We start from the raw sequence: 15,530 nt of genomic DNA, 5'->3' as shown, positions 1-15,530 counted from the left end.
GAATTTTTATGAATCTGCCACGATCAGGCAATCAGGCCGGTTTGAATTCGGGAAGAATCGATGCTTTGCGGTCTGAAAACGTCTTCCGCACCGCAGACAAGCCAAACCCTGGCCTGTTTCAGGAGTGAAAAGCCGGGCCTTGCGGGGCAATCACCGAGGCCGGTTTGCGGCACACCGGATGCCAGCCTTTTGACGCCGCATCAGACCTGCTCTGTGTCGATCCAGACCGTGACAGGGCCGTCATTCAAGAGCCGGACCTTCATGTCGGCGCCGAACTGTCCTTTTGCAATTTCCAAACCTAGCCGGGACAGTTGCCCGGCAAAATACTCATACAGCCGTTCGCCCTCGGCAGGCGCGGCGGCGGTGGAAAACCCGGGCCGGTTGCCGCGGCGGGTGTCGGCGGCCAGGGTGAATTGGCTGACCACCAGCGCACTGCCGCCGGTCTCCAGCACCGAGCGGTTCATCTTGCCGGCTTCATCCTTGAAGATCCGGAGCTTGGAGATTTTGGCCGCCAGCTGGTCCGCCTGGGCTTGGGTGTCGCCGTGCATGGCGCAGATCAGGATCAGCAGCCCTGCTCCGATTTCTCCGGTGACCTTGCCCTCAACGGTGACTGAGGCCTCGCTGACCCGCTGTATCAATGCCCGCATCTGGTATGTCCTTGCTAAGTTTAATCCGCGCCAGGCCGTATGCGCCTGCAACGCGGTGCGGCTGGTGCGAAAGGTCTGGCTGGGCTTACTGCTGCCCGGCGAAATAGGCGATAGCGGCAATCACGACGGCCGCAGCCAGCGCGGCAGCTGCTATCTTGACCGCAGAATAGGGCCGTTCGCCCTGCACCCGTCCGGATTGCCCGTTGATGACAAACCGATACGTCTTGCCGCGGTACTTATAGGCCGCCATCCAGACCGGCAAAAGGATGTGTTTGAACGTGACATCCGACACCTGAGTGTCGATACCGGCGATCCGCTGCCGGTCGCCGCCAATGTCAAAGCGCACATCGCGTTCAATCGCCCGGTCCATCCTCTGGCCCGCTTTTGCAAAGCCGGTTTCCAGATCCACTGTATAGGCTTCGGCCCGGAACCCCGCCAGATACTGCGGCTGGTAAGGTTCGAGCTGTGACAGGTCCCAGGGCTCTAGCGCTTCGGTATAGCGTTTGGGCAGGCCTTTGGAGGCCAGCACCAGCACATCGTCAAAGAACCGCTGCACCCGGCCTGAAACCGCTGTCCAGCGCACTTTGGGCACCTGCCGGGTTCTGGTTTTGCCATCCTGCCGGTAGGTTTCGGTGACGTAATAAACCGTGCCGCGCTGACCGGAATAGCGGCTGCGGGTCTGGGCGTCATAGGTCCAGTAGGGCACATAGATTCCCTGCATCCGCCGCCCCTTGCGGGCGTATTCCCTAAGGCCGCCCGGTGCGAACCACAGCCCGCCCAGCCAGTCGGTCATGGCCTTATGCGCGGCGCGCTCGGTCACTGCAAAGGGCAGCACGCCCTTGGGTTTGATGTGGCGGTTGCTGCCGGTACCGGTCACCACGGGGGTGGCGCAGAACGGGCATTCGCTGGCGTGGGTATCCGGATCAAACTCCACCTGCGCGGCGCAATTCGGGCAGGCGGAGACGCGGGTTACCTCCATCTCGGCTTCTGGCAGCTGTTCCGCCAGTGCGGCACGGAAATCCTGCTCTTGCAGGGCAGAGCCTGCCCACGGCCCGCCGCGCAGGTCTTCCCGCTGGCCGCAATGATCGCAGATCAGCGCGCCGGCGTCCGGGTCAAACCGGTAATCCGCCCCGCAGTTGGGACAGGGGAAACGGTGGCTGCCCTCAAGGGCAGACGGCGCGCTGTCGGCGGGCGGCGGCGGGGGCATCGTCACGGGGAGAGGTACCTGTCGTAGCAAAGTTGGTCAAGAAAAGGAGCAGACGCCGCGGCCTGGCATCTCAGCCAGCGGGCGGCGGCGGGGGAGGCGGCGGCAGGACAGTGAACAGCTGCGCCAGCTCGATCACGTCGCCGGCCCGTTTCCAGCCATCCTGGCCCGGGGTCCAGACATGGGTGTCCCGCGACAGCGTGCCCTCCTGCGCCATCCGCCCCATCCGGGCCTTGGAAAACGGGCCGGAGGTCTGCCCGTCCACGGCAATGTGCCAGACATGTTCGACCGGCGGCGGGGGCGGGGCCACGGGGGCGGCCTGCGGGGCTGCGGCAGGGGCGGACGGTGCGGCTGCAGCGGGGGCGGGGCGGGCGCCCCAGGGGCCTGCGGGCTGACCCGCTGCCATGTTCCCCATTTGCTGCGCCATCGCCATTCCCATGCCCATCCCCATGCCGGCGCCCATGCCGCTGTTCGGGGTCTGTGCCGCAGCGGTCATGGCTTCGGCTGCCGAGAATTGCGTGTAACGCCCCAGATCGCCCAGAACGCCCATCTGGGTGCGCTTGTCCATCGCCTCTTCCACTGCGGGCGGCAGCGAGATATTCTCGATGTACAGCTCCGGGATCATCAGGCCGTAGTCCGCCAGCGTGCCGGAGATCTCCGCCGCCACCAGCTTGCCCAGATCGGCGGTGTTGGCGGCCATGTCCAGCACCGGAATGCCGCTGCCCGCCACCACGCGGGAAAACTCCTGCACGATGATGTTGCGGATCTGGAACGAGATCTCGTCCATGGTGAATTCACCATCGGTGCCGACGATCTCGGTCAGGAACCGGGCCGGGTCGGCGACCTTGACCGTATAGCTGCCAAAGGCCCGCAGCCGCACCGGGCCGAATTCGGGGTCGCGGCAGATGATCGGGTTCTTGGTGCCCCATTTCAGATCGCTGAAACGGGTGGTGTCGACGAAATAGATCTCTGATTTGAACGGCGACTGAAAGCCGTGGTCCCAATGCTGCAGCGTGGTCATCACCGGCATGTTGTTGGTCTCCAGCATATAGAGACCGGGGGTGAACACATCCGCCAGCTGCCCCTCATGCACGAACACTGCCGCCTGGCCCTCGCGCACCGTCAGCTTGGCGCCGTATTTGATCGCGTGGCCCTCGCGCTCGAACCGCCAGACCATGGTGTCATGGGTGTCATCCACCCAGTGAATGACATCAATGAATTCGCCTTTGAGAAAATCGAAAATACCCATCTGTCAGGTCCTCTTCACATGGCTTTGTTTTCAGGCCTACAGTTCCTGGCCCATCGCCTCGCGGGCGAGAATGCGGATCACCGGGCGGGCGTCTGCGGCGCCCATCCCTGTTTTCAGTCTTGGATCATACAGCATCTGCAGCAGTTTTTCGTCAAAGCTGGTCAGCAGCGCAAATTCGTCATCGTCGTTGAAGATCGAGGGCCGCGCCCGCGGGCTGTCGTTGCGAAGGCCAAGGCCCTGCGCCACTTCCTCATGCACGCAGCTCTTGCGCACCAGATCGGGATGTTCGGCGCGGATCAGCGCCACCCCGCGGGTGTAGGACAGCGGATTGCTTTGCGGGCCGCCGGCAACCACCAGGCAGTAAAAGCTGCGCGGCGGGGCGGCCAGCAGCGACAAGTCCCTGGCGCTGATTGCGGGCAGCAGTTCGCGCACCCGTTCAGCAACAAAGGCGCTGTCATCAAGGCTGGCAAAGATCACGTGGAAATTTGCCCGGGAGGCCACAGTGCCGACCGGGTGGCCGGTGACCCGGGCCAGCCGGGCGGCATAAGCGGTAACCGTTTCCCTGTCCGCTGACCGCTGCGCCGCGGGCACCGACGGGCCGAATTCTGCGGCGATCCGCACCGGCCCGGCCCAGCGGCCCAGGCCGCCGGAGAGTCCGGATCCGCCGTATTCATCGTAAAACGCCAGCGCCTCGAAACTTTCCGCCAGATCCCCGGCATCATAGGGCGTGTCCGGGCCGCCGCCATCGGTGCGCAGCAGCCCGCGGGTCAGCAGGTCGCGCTGCAAGGCATTATAATAATAGGCCAGCTGCGCGCTGTCGGCGGAGGGTTTGTAGACCGCTGGCGCCGGCACAGCAGGGCGGGCCCGCGGCACCAGCGATTCCGGCTGGGCGAACGGCAGGCAGGCGGACAGGGCGGCAAGCCCGGCCAGGGCTGCTGCGCTTTTCCAGACGGCTGTCGTTGCCTGCACGCCTGCCACTCCGCTCAGCCCGGCACAGCGGTGCCGGCGTTGTCGCCAACCCCGTCGCGGCGCGACTTGGCAGCAGCCAGCGTATCGCGCAGCTCGGCTTCCATCTTCTGCAGGTCGGCCTCGGCTGCGGCGCGTTTGGCCTTGCCCTCGTCAGCAATCCGCAGGCTGTCCTGAATGGTGCCGATCAAGTCGGCATTGGCCTGTTTCACCGCTTCGATGTCGAACACACCGCGCTCCATCTCTTGCCGGATCATTTCGTTCGACTGGCGCAGATTGGCGGCGTTGGAGGTCAGCAATTCGTTGGTCAGGTCATTGGCATCACGCACGGCTTCCGCCGCTTGGGCCGAACGCTGGATGGTCAGCGCCTGGGCCAGCTGGGTTTCCCACAACGGCACGGTGTTCACCAGGGTCGAGTTGATTTTGGTCACCAGAGACTTGTCGTTTTCCTGCACCAGCCGGATCGAGGGCAGCGACTGCATAGTGACCTGGCGGGTGAGTTTCAGATCATGCACCCGGCGCTCAAGGTCGTCGCGGGCGGCGCGCAGGTCGCGCAGCTCCTGCGCCTTCATCACCTGATCACCTTCCGGCGCGGCCTGCACTTCGGCTTCTTTCTCCGGGATCGCCGTCCCGTCCAGCTCAGCCAGCTTGGCCTCGCCCGCCGCGATATACAGTGCCAGCTCGTCATAAAAGCTCAGCGTCTTTTCATACAGCATATCGAGCGACTTTATGTCCTTCAGCAGGGTGTGCTCATGCCCCAGCAGGTCATCGGTGACCTTGTCGATCTGCCCCTGCACGGTTTCATACCGCGCAGTGAACTTGGCAAAGGGGGCCGCCTTGCCCAGCAGGCGTTCCCAGAACGTCGGCTTGCGGCGGATGTCCAGTTCGGAAACCGAAAAGCCGCGGATGGTGGTCACGATATTGCGCAGGCTGTCGCCCGCAGGCCCGACGTCCTTGTTGCGCACATCGGCCAGCATCGCCTGGCTGATCGTCTGCAGCTCGCTTTGCGCGGCAGAGCCGAAATGGATGATCGAATTGGTGTCGCCCATGTCGATCTGATCCATCCGCACCCGGATCGCCTCGCTGGTGGCCGCGTCGGCCTGCTCCAGCGGCTGGATGTCTGCGGCGGGCTCGGGCAGTTCGATTGCCGTGACCTCATTGACCAGGGCCTCGGTTTGGACGGCTTTCTGTTGCACGGCTTCGGACATGAACGGCTTCCTCGCTAATCAGTTTTGGTCCAGATGGACCCCTTCACGCTGCAAACGGTCGCGCAGCACATCAATTTCAATGGTCAGATCCGCGCGGTCTTCCACCAGCATTTTGCGGGTGCGCGCGGCAAAGTTCTGTTCCAGATCATCCAGCAGCGCCAGGTAATCGCTGAGGGCCTGGGCGTCCCGGCTGCGGGCATAGATATCGGCGAATTTCACCGTCGCATCACGGGCGCCCTGCAAATACACGGTCAGGTACTTGCGCGCGGCAGTCAGGTCGCGCGGATCTTCCTCGACCGTGCGGAACAGGTCGCGGGCCACCGCCTGGAACTGCTCCACCCGGGCTTCGACCTTGCGGTTCTGGGCGCGCAGGGCGGCGCCCTTCATCGCGTCAAGGTTTGCTTCCGCCTCGTCCACCGCGCGGGCGACACGGGATTGCTGGAATTCATCGATGCCCTCGGCGCCTTTGTCCTGCAACGGGTCGAACCCGAATGCGGTTAGGTGCAACCCAACCGTTGCGGTGCCATAGATGGCAGCGGTCAGGAGGCCGGGTTCAGCTTTCCACGCCGCCAGCGCTGCGCCGGTGCCTGCCAGCAAGGCCGCCAGGATCTTGCGGGGCAGGGCGGGTTTGCGGGCCACCTTGCGGGCGGCAAAGGCCGCCTCGGCCTTCAGCCCCTCGCGCAGCAGGAACGCCCCGCCGGTCCACAGGCCTGCGCCAACCAACCCCAGCGCCAGCCCGGTTGCCCCGTCATTCAGAGACAACAGCGTCAGGATCGCAGGCGGCACAAACATCAGGTTGGCGCGCATGCCAACAGGATCCACTTGCGCATTGCGGAAGGATTGCGCGGGCTTGGAGGGCGGCTGCGCGGATTTGCCGTCGGGACTGTATTTGCCGCCGTAACGCTGTGCCATCGGATCAGCCCCCTGTAATCCAGCCGGTGCTGAGGCCCAGCATCAGAATCAATAGGGCGGCATAGGCAAGTTTCTGCACGCAGGTCCCCCTGGAACGGCCAGCAAAGATTAACTGATTGGAAACCTAGGGGATAGCCGGCGATCTTGCTAGGGGGAAGTCTGCCGCAAATGCTTCAGCGCCGGGGATTCTTGCCGCCGGAGGGCTTGCCGCCGCCGCGTTGTGCGGGCCGGCCTGCACCCTGGGATGCACCTCGATCACTGGTGCCTCCGCGGCTCCCAGGCCCTTTCGGGCCGGGTTTTCCGCCTGCAGAACGGGGTGATTTATCACCGGGCTTGCCGCCAAAACCACCGCCCGGCCTGCCGCCGGGCCTGCCAGTTGGCTTGCCGCCAGGGCCACCGGTTTTTGCCATGGGCTTACCACCCGGTTTGGCTCCCGGCTTGCCGCGCCCGCGGGTCGGGCGGGCGGCAGGTTTTTCCTCTTCCGGCTCCAGCCCCAGCTGGTCGCGCACCACCCGCGAACGCAGCTCCTCCACCGCGCCGGGTTTCAGCTCGCCCAGCTGAAACGGGCCATAAGACACCCGCAGCAGCCGGTTCACGTTAAATCCGACATACTCCATCGCGCGGCGGATCTCGCGGTTCTTGCCCTCGCGCAGCCCCACCGTCAGCCAGGCATTGGCGCCCTGCTGGCGGTCCAGCGACACCGTCATCGGCTGGAATTTCTCGCCGTCGATTACCGGGCCCTTGCGCAGCGGCGCAAAATCCTCGTCCCGCGGACGGCCGTTGATGCGCACGCGGTAGCGGCGCAGCCAGCCGGTCGAGGGCAGTTCGAGCTTGCGCTTGATAGCGCCGTCATTGGTCAGCAGCAGCAGGCCCTCGGAATTGATGTCAAGCCGTCCCACTGTCATCACCCGGGGCATGTCTTCGGGCAGCTCGTCAAAGATCGTCGTGCGGCCTTTTTCGTCGCTGTTCGAGGTGACCAGGCCGATAGGCTTGTAATACAGCCACATCCGCGGCGCCTCGGCCTCGGGCAAGGGCTTGCCATCGACGCTGATCCGGTCCGCGGCGGTCACGTTCAGCGCCGGGCTGGCGATCTTGTCGCCATTCACCGTCACACGGCCCTCGGAAATCATCCGTTCAGCCTCCCGGCGCGAGGCGACGCCGGCGCGCGACAGGACCTTGGCGATGCGGTCGCCTTCGGGCGCCTTGCCGTCAGTCGGATTTGCGGCGGGCGCTTTGCCTGCCGCGGCTTTCGGGGCCGGTTTGCCCTTGGGGGATGCGGGTGTGTTGCTCATGTGCGTGCCATAGAGCATTCCGCCGCCTTGCGAAAGCGCGCAATCGCAGGCAGGAAGGGGCATGGCGTTCAAATCGCATATGGACAAGGCGCTGGAGCAGGCGCGGGAGGCGGCGGGACGCGGCGAGGTGCCGGTCGGCGCCGTGCTGATCGCGCCGGACGGACAGGTTGCCGCCCTGGCGGGCAACCGCACGCGCGAGATGAACGACCCCACTGCCCACGCCGAGATCCTGACCATCCGCGCAGCCTGTGCGGCCTTGGGCAGCGAGCGGCTTGCCGGCTTTGACCTTTATGTGACGCTGGAACCTTGCGCAATGTGCGCCGCCGCCATCGCCGCGGCCCGCATCCGGCGCGTTTATTACGGCGCTTCCGATCCCAAGTCCGGCGGCGTGGCGCATGGCGCCTGTGTGTTCTCGCACCCTCAGGCGCATCACGCGCCCGAGGTCTACGATGGCATCGCCGAGGTCGAGGCCAGCGAATTGCTCAAGCAATTCTTCGCCAGAAAACGCTGAATGCGCCGCGGGTGGCGTGCGGGGGCAATTGCGCTTGCCGGATTGGAGTGCCTGTCCTAGTGTGCGGCTGGGTTAAATACCCCAAGGTTGCAAATGGCACAGAATACCACCAGAGGATTGGATCCTTGATCCGTGATCCAGCGCCGCGAGGCCGCAATTTGCGCCATGCGGGACCAGGCACAATGACGGAGGCCGCATGAGCCGGCTTTACACCGCCCCCGATGGCCAGCCCCGCTGCGGCTGGGCCGCCTCCGCGCCGGATTTTCTGCGCTATCATGACGAGGAGTGGGGCTATCCGGTGGGCGACGACATCCGCCTGTTCGAGAAGGTCTGCCTGGAGAGCTTCCAGTCCGGCCTCAGCTGGCGGACAATTCTGGACAAGCGCGAAAATTTCCGCGCGGCCTTTGCCGGCTTTGATTTCAACGAAATGGCCGAATTCGGCGCGGCGGATGTGGAGCGGCTGTTGCAGAACACGGGCATCATCCGCCACCGCGGCAAAATCGAAGCGGTGATCAACAACGCGGCCCGGGCACAGGAACTGGTGGCAGAGGCTGGCTCCATCGCGGCGTTTTTCTGGAGCTTCGAGCCCAGGCCCGAAGACCTGCCGGAGCCGCAGACCGCCTCAACCAGCCCTGATTCCGTGGCCCTCTCCAAGGCGCTGAAGAAACGCGGCTGGAAATTTGTCGGCCCGACGACTGCTTTTGCCTTCATGCAGGCGATGGGTCTGGTCAACGACCACGCCAACGGCTGCATCTGCCGGAAAAAGGCAGCAGAGGCGAGAAAGGCCTTTACCGTGCCGCGGCAGAAGACTTCCGACCGATAGCGTCCGGCCGTAGCGCAACCGCGCCGGGCCATAAGGCCCGGCGCCCGGCCCAACGGGCACCGGTCTGCCGCGCAGATCGGGCGGCGGGCGGGAGCCGCGCGGCAGCGGTTCCGGATTAAAGCTCGATTGCTTTCATCACCTCCGGTTCGATGACCTCGACGCCTGGCAGCCCCGCGATCAGGTCCGATGCGTCCTGCTCCAGCACCGGGAAGCTTTTGTAGTGGCAGGGGATCACCGTCTTGAAGCTGAAATACCGTTTCGCGGCATAGGCCGCCTGTTTCATGTCCATGGTGAAATGACCGCCCGCCGACAGGATACCGATATCGGGTTTGTAATAATCCCCCATCCATTCCATGTCCGCCATGACCGCCGTATCGCCAGAAAGATAGACTGTCTTGCCCTCGGCCATCAGCATGTATCCGACCTCCGAGCCGCCCGTGCGCAAGCCGTCCTGAGTGTTGAAGGTCGAACTGTGCGAGGCAGGCACCATTGCAACGTTCACCCCGTCCAGATCCACGGTGCCGCCCTTGTTGAAGCCAATGGTCTCAACTCCTTCGGTCTCGCCCCACAGCCCCATCAGATCGTATTGCCCCGCCACCGGCACCTCCAGCCGTTTGGCCAGCGGCAGCACGTCCACCACATGGTCGAAATGCACATGGGTCAGCAGGATATGGGTGGCGCCGGCAATGGCCGCCTCGTGCTGGTCATCCGGCAGCACCGGGTTGCCGCTGAGCCAAGGGTCTACCAGCAGCACCTGGCCGCTGGTCTCGATGCGGAATGAGCCGTGGCCCAGCCATATGATCTTCATCTAAAATCTCCTCCCGTGTCTTCGGGCGGAAGCCTAGCAGGCCTGGTGCGGAATGGAATTGACGCCTGCGGATAATTTGCCTGGCCAGCCGCCCTGTCATCGCAGGATGCAGCGAACGCCCCTTGCAGGCTTGCAGGTGGGGCGGTGCGGCGGTAAATGCCTAGGCAACACCAGATGAGGGTTTCCATGTCGATTGACCAAAGCACCGCCGCCAAGGTGGCCAAACTGGCCCGGATCAAGGTTGAGGACGCAGCACTTCCGGCGCTGGCAAACGAGTTCAACAACATCCTGGGCTTCATTGAGCAGCTGAACGAGGTGGATGTCGAGGGCATTGAGCCGATGACCTCTGTCACTCCGCAGCGCCTGAAACGCCGGGCAGATGAAGTCACCGACGGCAGCCAGCAGGACAAGGTGCTGGCCAATGCGCCCGATGCCCGCGAAGGCTTCTTCGCCGTGCCCAAGGTTGTGGAGTAAGAGACATGAGCGATCTGAACAAACTGGGCCTGGCTGAGGCCCGCGACGCGCTGCGCAAGGGCGACACCACCTCGGTCGAGCTGACCGAGGCCTGCCTCAAGGCAATCGATGCGGCGGGCGCGCTGAACGCCTTTGTGCACAAGACGCCGGACATCGCCATCGAGCGCGCCAAGGCGGCGGACCTGCGGATCAAGGCGGGCGAGGCCCCCTCCATGTGCGGCTTGCCGGTCGGCATCAAGGATCTGTTCTGCACCAAGGGGGTGCCGTCGCAGGCGGCCTCCGGCATCCTCGAAGGTTTCAAGCCGGAGTATGAATCCACCGTCTCGCAGAAGCTGGCCGATGCCGGCTCCGTCATGCTGGGCAAGCTGAACATGGACGAATTCGCCATGGGCTCGTCCAACGAAACCTCGGTTTACGGCAACGCCGTCAGCCCCTGGCGCCGCAGCAATGACGACGCGCAGCTTACGCCCGGCGGCTCCTCGGGCGGTTCTGCCTCTGCCGTTGCTGCCGACCTTTGCCTTGCGGCTACCGGCACCGACACCGGCGGCTCGATCCGCCAGCCTGCCGCCTTCACCGGCACTGTCGGCATCAAGCCGACCTACGGCCGCTGCTCGCGCTGGGGCATCGTTGCCTTCGCCTCGTCGCTGGATCAGGCCGGCCCGATGACCAAATCGGTGCGCGACGCTGCGATCATGCTTGAGGCGATGTGCGGCCACGACCCCAAGGATTCCACCAGCGCCGACCTGGCAGTGCCGGATTTCGAGGCGATGCTGACCGGTGACATTAAGGGCAAGAAGATCGGTATCCCCAAGGAATACCGCATGGACGGCATGCCGGGCGGGATTGAAAAGCTGTGGGCGGACGGCGCCGAAATGCTGAAGGCCGCGGGCGCCGAAATCGTGGACATCTCGCTGCCGCACACCAAATACGCGCTGCCTGCCTATTACGTGATTGCCCCGGCCGAAGCCTCTTCGAACCTGGCCCGTTATGACGGTGTCCGCTATGGCCAGCGCGCGGCGCTGGAAGCCGGCGACGGCATCACCGAGATGTACGAAAAGACTCGCGCCGAGGGCTTCGGCCACGAGGTGCAGCGCCGTGTGATGGTTGGCACCTATGTGCTGTCGGCAGGTTTTTATGACGCTTATTACAACCGCGCCCGCCGCGTCCGCACCCTGATCAAGAAAGATTTCGAGGACGTGTTTGCCGCTGGCGTCGATGCGATCCTGACCCCGGCAACCCCGTCGGCGGCCTTTGGCCTTGGCGAGATGACGGACGCGGATCCGGTGCAAATGTATCTGAATGACGTCTTTACCGTCACTGTGAACCTGGCAGGCCTGCCGGGGATTGCGGTGCCTGCGGGGCTGGACAGCCAAGGCCTGCCGCTGGGCCTGCAGCTGATCGGCAAGCCCTGGCAGGAGGGCGATCTGCTGAACACTGCCTATGCGCTGGAGAATGCGGCCGGCTTTGTAGCCAAGCCGCAGCAATGGTGGTAATGCTCTGCTCAATGAGTTGAGCAGAACTGACAGGTAACCCCATGCGCGCATTCGCATCTTACGCCGCTGCAGGCAGCCTACTGGTTTTGGCTGCCTGTTCCCCTCAGGTTCCCGACAGCGCCGCAAATGCCGGCATTGACGGGGATCCTTTTGCTCCGCCGCCTGCCGCGGGCACCACAATTACAGGGGCGCCGCTGGTGCCGCCTGCCCGGGTCTCCAGCGAACCGTATCAGGTAAGCCCGGCGCCGCGCAGCCCGGGCTCGGTTGCGGCAGCAGGCACGTTCGCGTCTTCCGCACCCGCCGCAGGCAGCGATGCCGACATCGCCCGCGAAACGGCGGCGGCTCTGGCTGCGTCTCAGTCGAATTCCGGCGTCGCGCCGCTGCAGGCCAGCCCCTCCAATCCGGCGCCGCAGCCGGGCGGGATTGCCGCCATTTCGGATGAGAATGATTTCCAGGCGGTCTCGGCCCGTCAGTCGGTCGAAAGCGATGCCGCCCGGCTGGAGCGGCAGCGGGCGCAATACGAGCAGGTGCAGCCGGTCGCCGTGCCGCAGCGGACAGACAGCGCCAGCCCCAATATCGTCCGCTATGCGCTGAGCACGAGCAACCCCAGAGGCGCCCGCCTTTACAGCCGTTCCGGCATCAACCTGCAGGCGCGCAGCAAGCGCAACTGCGCAGAGTTCGCGTCACCCGACCAGGCCCAGATCGCCTTCCTCGAGGCGGGCGGCCCGCAGCGGGACCGCAAGGCGCTTGATCCGGATGGCGACGGCTTTGCCTGCGGCTGGGATCCGGCGCCGTACCGGCTGGCTGTCCAGAACTGATGGCGCCGGATCAGTGCGGGCCTGATCATCCGGGCGCCAGCTGGTGCCCCAGCCCGAATTCAGGGCCGCGCAGGGATGGTCTGACGCCGGCCCTGATCGTGCTGCACTACACCGCCATGGAAAGCGCTCAGGCCGCACTGGAGCGGCTCTGCGACCCGGAGGCGGAGGTTTCCGCTCATTACCTGATCGGATCGGACGGCACCCTTTGGCAGCTGGTGGCCGAGGCAGGACGCGCCTGGCACGCCGGGGCAGGGGAATGGTGCGGGCGGGCTGACATAAACTCCCGCTCCATCGGCATCGAGCTGGACAATATCGGCAATCATCCCTTCAGCGCGCCGCAGATGGCAGCGCTGGAAGACCTGTTGCAGGGCATCATGCAGCGCTGGTCCATTCCTGCGGCCGGAGTCATCGGCCATTCCTGCATGGCACCGGGGCGCAAGACCGACCCGGGCCCGCGGTTCGACTGGGCCCGGCTGGCCTGCCAGGGGCTGGCCGCGGAACCGGGAACCGGCGGGGCACCGCAAGGCTTCAGTTTCGATCACTTCCGCAAGGCGGCGCATCGGGCTGGCTTTACCGCACCGGCAGAGGATGACGCGCTGCTGGCCGCAGTCCGCTTGCGTTTCCGCCCCTGGGCCCGCGGCCAGCTCGCGGCGGAGGATTTCCCGCCCCTTGGCTGCTGCGGGCACTGAGCAGGGTTGTTGGGCGGCACTGCCCCGGAGTGAATTTGCCGGACGCCAACTGGGGCAAAGCCCCTTCTTCTGAACTATCCGCTTGACGCCGCGCGCTGATGTTTCTACGCATCCGGCGCGCAGAAGGCTGGACGGCCGCGTGGGGTTTCGGCTCCGCGAGGAAAGTCCGGACTCCATGAAGCAACGGTGCCGGGTAACGCCCGGGCGGGGAAACCCGACGGAAAGCGCCACAGAAAACAGACCGCCCCGGCGGCTTGGAGGTCCGCCTCCGGCCAGCAGCCGGGGTAAGGGTGAAACGGTGGGGTAAGAGCCCACCGCGCCCCTGGCAACAGGGGCGGCACGGCAAGCCCCACCGGGAGCAATGCCAAATAGGGCCCCCGCGCAGGCAGGTCCCGGAAACGGGAAACCGCTGCTAGGCACGCTTCAGCCGAGAGGGGCCGGGTTGGCAGCTAGAGGCACGCAGCAATGCGGGCCCCAGATGAATGGCCGTCGAGCCCGGGATTTCGGTCCCGGGGGGACAGGATCCGGCTTACAGGCCTTCTGCGCATAAAACACCCCGGGATTTGGGCCGAATCCTATTGACTTGGGGGCTGGGGCGGGTACAAGCCGGGCTTCAGATAGGAATTTACCGAGAGGCTCCTGCCTTTTCGGACGCAGGAGAAGCACCATGGCGAAGCCGACCACAATCAAGATCCGCCTGAACTCGAGCGCGGGCACCGGCCACTTCTATGTGACCAAGAAAAACGCACGCACCATGACCGAGAAAATGGTTGTGCGGAAGTACGACCCGGTTGTGCGCAAGCATGTCGAGTACAAAGAAGGCAAAATCAAGTAAGCCTTTCCTTTGGAATGATTTCCGGAAACGGGTCGCGCTTGGCGCGGCCCGTTTTCTTTTTGGCTGGCCCGCCGCGGCGCGCGGCTGCTTCTAATTCTCGGAAAATACGGGGCGGATTTCGCGGCGCAGCCGGCAGCCGCGCATGTTTTCGCCCCAATTCCGGCCTAGCTATAAGCCCGTGGGTTAATGAATGAACGGGTGGATGTGCTGTGAAAATTTACATGATTGCGGCTGCATTGGCAGCGGCCGGGGCGCCGGTTTCCAGTTTCTTTGAAGCAGGTCAGGCGGTGCCGCCGCCGATTGCGGTTGCGGTCCAGCCGCTGGCCGTCGTCAGCGCCGCGGCCAACTCGCCCCCGGCGGCCTCTGCCGCGCCTGTGCAGACGCTTCAGAGGCGACCGCTGCACCTGGACGGGCGCAAGCTGACGCTGGGCGTGATGCGCGACGGAGACGCCGGTACCGCCGTCCTCAGCGCTGCACAGGGCAGTCTGGATCCGGCCCTGCTGCAGAATGCCGATAAGCAGTTCCGTGCCGTTGTGGCTGATGTCTCCGGTTGCCGGCTGGATGGCGGGATCATCCGCATTGCCGGCCCCCGAGGTGTGATCGCCCTTTCGGCTGCACTGCAGTGTCCTAGGGGCCCGAACGGCTGAGGCAGAAACCGGCCCGCTTCGGTCGCGGGGATGTCAATGATCTGCATCTGGATAATACTCTCAGGTCTTCGTCTATGTACAAATGGAAAAGGGGCGGATCTTTTCAGATCCGCCCCCGCTGTGTCTGGAGTGTGCTGACGCTTATTCGCGATTGCCAAGCAGCTGGAGCAACATCATGAACATGTTGATGAAGTCCAGATACAGGCTCAGTGCGCCCATGATGGCGGATTTCGCCAGCCATTCCTGGTCGCCCGCGTGGGCCATCTGCAGGTAGTCGTTCTTGATCCGCTGGGTGTCATAGGCGGTGAGGCCCGCAAAGATCAGCACGCCAATGACCGAGATTGCAAAGGCCATTGCCGACGACGCCAGGAAAATATTGACGATCGAGGCAACGATCAGGCCGATCAGCCCCATGATCAGGAAGGCGCCCATGCCGGACAGGTCTTTCTTGGTGGTGTAGCCGACCAGCGACAGGCCTGCAAAGGCGATGGATGTGATCAGGAACACCTGTACGATGCTCTCGCCGGTGAACACCAGGAAGATCGAGCTGATCGACAGGCCCATCACGGTGGCGAAAGCGTAGAACAGCAGCTGCACGCCGGCCGCCGACATGCGGTTTGCGGCCGCGCCGATGCCAAAGACAAAGGCCAGCGGTGCAAACATGATGACCCATTTCAGCGGCGATGCGTACAGCGCGTAGCCGAGATTGGTCAGATATTTGTCGGCGCTCAGCTGGGCCACGGCATTGGCGGGGTCAGCAGTTACGGCCAGCCCGGAAATGGCCCAGGCGGCCAGAAACGTGATGAACGTGCCCACGGACATGGTGCCGTAGACCTTGTTCATATGGGCGCGCAGGCCCTCATCGATCTGCGCGGCGCGGGCGCCGGCGGCAGAGCGGATGGTGTCGAATTGTGCCATCTCAGGTGGTCTCCGTAAATTACTCCCTTGCTGCCG

At 64.5% G+C, this 15,530-nt stretch carries 17 protein-coding genes and 1 other RNA gene; 9 read left to right on the top strand and 9 right to left on the bottom strand.

The annotated features are described in order from the left end of the window. Window positions 1-200: 200 nt before the first annotated feature. From dtd to AC0KW6_RS06555, 7 genes are all read right to left on the bottom strand, one after another. Window positions 201-647 (bottom strand): D-aminoacyl-tRNA deacylase, encoded by a 447-nt coding sequence (gene dtd / locus AC0KW6_RS06585; protein ID WP_323776573.1) that lies wholly within the window; start codon window positions 645-647, stop codon window positions 201-203. An 85-nt stretch (window positions 648-732) separates the two neighbouring features. Continuing rightward, complete coding sequence (locus tag AC0KW6_RS06580; RefSeq protein WP_323776620.1) at window positions 733-1,854, bottom strand: TFIIB-type zinc ribbon-containing protein; 1,122 nt, start codon at window positions 1,852-1,854, stop codon at window positions 733-735. A 70-nt stretch (window positions 1,855-1,924) separates the two neighbouring features. After that, a complete protein-coding gene (locus AC0KW6_RS06575) occupies window positions 1,925-3,100 on the bottom strand; it encodes an SPFH domain-containing protein (RefSeq protein WP_323776575.1) in 1,176 nt (391 codons plus the stop codon). Between the two features lie 36 nt (window positions 3,101-3,136). Beyond that, window positions 3,137-4,078 carry a DUF2927 domain-containing protein gene (locus AC0KW6_RS06570; protein ID WP_474034479.1) on the bottom strand — a complete coding sequence of 314 codons (942 nt, stop codon included), beginning with the start codon at window positions 4,076-4,078 and terminating at the stop codon, window positions 3,137-3,139. 5 nt (window positions 4,079-4,083) lie between these two features. Beyond that, on the bottom strand, window positions 4,084-5,274 hold the full coding sequence (locus AC0KW6_RS06565; protein WP_474034478.1) for a toxic anion resistance protein: 1,191 nt from the start codon (window positions 5,272-5,274) through the stop codon (window positions 4,084-4,086). A gap of 18 nt (window positions 5,275-5,292) precedes the next feature. After that, window positions 5,293-6,186, bottom strand: coding sequence for a 5-bromo-4-chloroindolyl phosphate hydrolysis family protein (locus AC0KW6_RS06560; RefSeq protein ID WP_474034477.1), 894 nt, complete (start codon window positions 6,184-6,186; stop codon window positions 5,293-5,295). Between the two features lie 173 nt (window positions 6,187-6,359). Further along, window positions 6,360-7,478 (bottom strand): pseudouridine synthase, encoded by a 1,119-nt coding sequence (locus AC0KW6_RS06555; protein ID WP_474034476.1) that lies wholly within the window; start codon window positions 7,476-7,478, stop codon window positions 6,360-6,362. A gap of 61 nt (window positions 7,479-7,539) precedes the next feature. Between AC0KW6_RS06555 and AC0KW6_RS06550 the strand changes: the two genes are divergently transcribed. After that, window positions 7,540-7,989 (top strand): nucleoside deaminase, encoded by a 450-nt coding sequence (locus tag AC0KW6_RS06550; protein WP_474034475.1) that lies wholly within the window; start codon window positions 7,540-7,542, stop codon window positions 7,987-7,989. A 196-nt stretch (window positions 7,990-8,185) separates the two neighbouring features. Then, window positions 8,186-8,812: a DNA-3-methyladenine glycosylase I gene (locus AC0KW6_RS06545; RefSeq protein WP_474034474.1), complete on the top strand. Its 627-nt coding sequence runs from the start codon at window positions 8,186-8,188 to the stop codon at window positions 8,810-8,812. 115 nt (window positions 8,813-8,927) lie between these two features. On the opposite strand, the gene AC0KW6_RS06540 is transcribed toward AC0KW6_RS06545, so the two are convergent. Continuing rightward, window positions 8,928-9,620 (bottom strand): metal-dependent hydrolase, encoded by a 693-nt coding sequence (locus AC0KW6_RS06540; protein WP_474034473.1) that lies wholly within the window; start codon window positions 9,618-9,620, stop codon window positions 8,928-8,930. Between the two features lie 186 nt (window positions 9,621-9,806). Between AC0KW6_RS06540 and gatC the strand changes: the two genes are divergently transcribed. From gatC to AC0KW6_RS06505, 7 genes are all read left to right on the top strand, one after another. Next, window positions 9,807-10,094 (top strand): Asp-tRNA(Asn)/Glu-tRNA(Gln) amidotransferase subunit GatC, encoded by a 288-nt coding sequence (gene gatC, locus AC0KW6_RS06535; RefSeq protein ID WP_323776591.1) that lies wholly within the window; start codon window positions 9,807-9,809, stop codon window positions 10,092-10,094. A gap of 5 nt (window positions 10,095-10,099) precedes the next feature. Further along, entirely contained in the window at window positions 10,100-11,587 is a 1,488-nt protein-coding gene (gene gatA / locus AC0KW6_RS06530) for an Asp-tRNA(Asn)/Glu-tRNA(Gln) amidotransferase subunit GatA (protein ID WP_474034472.1), read from the top strand. 41 nt (window positions 11,588-11,628) lie between these two features. Next, window positions 11,629-12,405 carry a hypothetical protein gene (locus AC0KW6_RS06525; RefSeq protein WP_474034471.1) on the top strand — a complete coding sequence of 259 codons (777 nt, stop codon included), beginning with the start codon at window positions 11,629-11,631 and terminating at the stop codon, window positions 12,403-12,405. Next, window positions 12,405-13,094 carry an N-acetylmuramoyl-L-alanine amidase gene (locus tag AC0KW6_RS06520; RefSeq protein ID WP_474034470.1) on the top strand — a complete coding sequence of 230 codons (690 nt, stop codon included), beginning with the start codon at window positions 12,405-12,407 and terminating at the stop codon, window positions 13,092-13,094. Before AC0KW6_RS06525 ends, AC0KW6_RS06520 begins: the two co-directional genes overlap by 1 nt. A 119-nt stretch (window positions 13,095-13,213) precedes the next feature. After that, an RNA gene (rnpB, locus tag AC0KW6_RS06515) (RNase P RNA component class A) lies at window positions 13,214-13,642 on the top strand. Window positions 13,643-13,761: 119 nt separating this feature from the next. Beyond that, a complete protein-coding gene (gene rpmG, locus AC0KW6_RS06510; RefSeq protein WP_008554190.1) occupies window positions 13,762-13,929 on the top strand; it encodes a 50S ribosomal protein L33 in 168 nt (55 codons plus the stop codon). Window positions 13,930-14,138: 209 nt separating this feature from the next. Next, complete coding sequence (locus AC0KW6_RS06505) at window positions 14,139-14,576, top strand: hypothetical protein (RefSeq protein ID WP_474034469.1); 438 nt, start codon at window positions 14,139-14,141, stop codon at window positions 14,574-14,576. A gap of 141 nt (window positions 14,577-14,717) precedes the next feature. Here the strand turns inward: AC0KW6_RS06505 and AC0KW6_RS06500 are convergent, their stop codons facing one another. Next, on the bottom strand, window positions 14,718-15,494 hold the full coding sequence (locus tag AC0KW6_RS06500) for a Bax inhibitor-1/YccA family protein (protein WP_323776610.1): 777 nt from the start codon (window positions 15,492-15,494) through the stop codon (window positions 14,718-14,720). Window positions 15,495-15,530 lie beyond the last annotated feature (36 nt).

Source organism: Leisingera sp. SA215 (assembly GCF_055902035.1).
Note: the sequence above shows the minus strand (reverse complement) of the source record. Positions and strands in the feature narration are given on the sequence as shown.